This is a genomic window from Dietzia sp. DQ11-38-2 (genome assembly GCF_014145055.1).
Taxonomy (GTDB): domain Bacteria; phylum Actinomycetota; class Actinomycetes; order Mycobacteriales; family Mycobacteriaceae; genus Dietzia.
Map to the genome: position 1 here is coordinate 1 of NZ_JAALDW010000336.1, position 2,014 is coordinate 2,014.

General features: G+C 72.5%; 2 protein-coding genes. Both read left to right on the forward strand.

Features of this window, described 5'->3' with window-relative positions:
• Positions 1–625: arabinofuranosyltransferase (locus G6026_RS11715; protein ID WP_182613283.1), on the forward strand; the 625-nt coding region annotated here is incomplete at its 5' end.
• Between the two features lie 12 nt (positions 626–637).
• A partial coding sequence (locus G6026_RS11720) for an arabinosyltransferase domain-containing protein (RefSeq protein ID WP_347238096.1) occupies positions 638–2,014 on the forward strand: 1,377 nt, incomplete at its 3' end.

Below are 2,014 nucleotides of genomic sequence, written 5' to 3' on the forward strand. Positions count from 1 at the left end.
GGCCGACCGACCCACGGCCGAGGCCGCCGAACGCCGTCGCCGCGCGACCGCCGTCGTGGGCGTCATGGCCACCCTCGCCGCAGTCGCCCACGCGCAGGGGATCCCCGATCACCTGCACGAGGAGATCCGCCTGGCCTACACCGACACCGACGGCGACGGCGAGCGCGCGGACCGCTACCCGCCCGGACCGGAATCCCACTACGCCGAGATCGACAGCGTCATCCTCGAGGCGTTCCCGGGCCGCGAGAGGACCGACCTCGTCGTGGCCAGCACCGCCGACGCCTTCCTGGCCTACCACCCGTACCTGGCCTACCAGGCGGTGACCTCCCACTACGCCAACCCGCTCGGCCGGTACGCCGAACGCAACGAGACGATGATCGGCTGGGAGGACGCCACGAGCGCGGACGAGTTGTACGCGATGATGACCGACACGCCCTGGAGACGCCCGGACGCCGTGGTCGCCCGCCCGTCGGGTTCCGGGTACACCCTGCGCCTGGCCGAGGACACCTACCCCAACGACCCCAACGTCCGCCGGTTCGGCGTCACCATCCCCTCGGAGGCCGTGACCGGCCCCCACTTCGAGGTCCACGACGTGGGTCCGTTCGCCGTGATCGTGGTGCGATGAGGTGACCACACCGTGACGACGAGCGACGGGAGCCCCCTCGGGTTGCACCCGTACCCGGGGATCGACCGCGACCGTCGCATGGCCGTCATCACCGGCTTCCTCGGCGCGTTCCTGGCGATCCTCGCCGGTCTCCTGCCTGTCCACCAGGACACCACCGAGGTGCGCTGGACCGCCGGACCCGACTACGCCTCCGTCACCGCCCCCCTGGTCTCCGGGAGGCCGCTCGACCTGACCATCACCGCCCCCTGCGGCCCGCTGGCCGAGGTCCCCGACGACACGATCGTGTTCTCGACCCTGCCCGACGGCGCCCCGGGCCGGATCTCCGACGGTCTGGTGGTGCAACGTTCCACGGACGCCGCGGGCGACCCCGCGATCGAGGTGGCGGTCAGGAACACGCCCCTGCTCTCGGTCCCGCTGTCCGCCCTCCGGGACCCGGACTGCGGGTCCCTGCGGGTACGGGCCGAGGTCGGGATCCTGGTCGCCGAGCTGACCGGACTGTCCGACGACGAGGGTGCGGACGGGGGCGCCGCGGAGAACGGGCAGCCGAACGGAGAGGCGGACGGTGAGGACCCGGTCCGCGCGGCCGTCCCCGGGACCATGCGCCCGCAGGTCACGGGGATCTTCACGGACCTGACGCCCGCCTCGGCGCCGGAGGGGCTGGACTCGTCGACGGTGGAGATCACCGTCGACTCCCGGTACTCGTCCAGTCCCACCGCGCTCAAGCTGGCGATGATGGCGCTGGGCGTCCTGGCCACACTCGCCTCGGTGGTGTTCCTGCACCGCCTCGACGGGATCGACGGCCGGTCCGACCGTCGGTTCGTCCCCCGCTCGTGGACCCGGTTGTCGGCCGTGGACGGCGTGGTGGTGGGAGTCCTGGGGTTCTGGCATCTCGTCGGTGCCAACACCTCCGACGACGGCTACCTGCTCACCATGGCCCGCTCGGCCGGGCCCAGCGGCTACATGGCCAACTATTACCGCTGGCTCGGCTCCCCCGAGTCCCCCGTGGGGTGGTACTACGAGATCCTCCGGGTGTTCGCCGAGGTGTCGACGGCGAGCCCGTGGATGCGCCTGCCCACCCTGGCGTGCGGAATCCTGGCCTGGTTGATCATCAGCCGGGAGGTGGTCCCGCGCCTGGGCCGGCTCGCCCGAACCTGGCACCGGCCACGGTGGACGGGCGCCGCGCTGTTCCTGGCCTTCTGGATGGCGTTCAACAACGGGCTGCGTCCCGAGCCCGTGATCGCACTGGGCGCCCTGCTCACCTGGTCGCTCGTGGAGCGGTCCATCGCGACGCGCAGGCTCGTCCCGGGCGTCGCGGCGATCGGCGTGGCCGCGTTCTCCCTCGGGGCGGGCCCCACCGGTCTCATGTGCGTGGCCGCCCTGGCCGCGGGC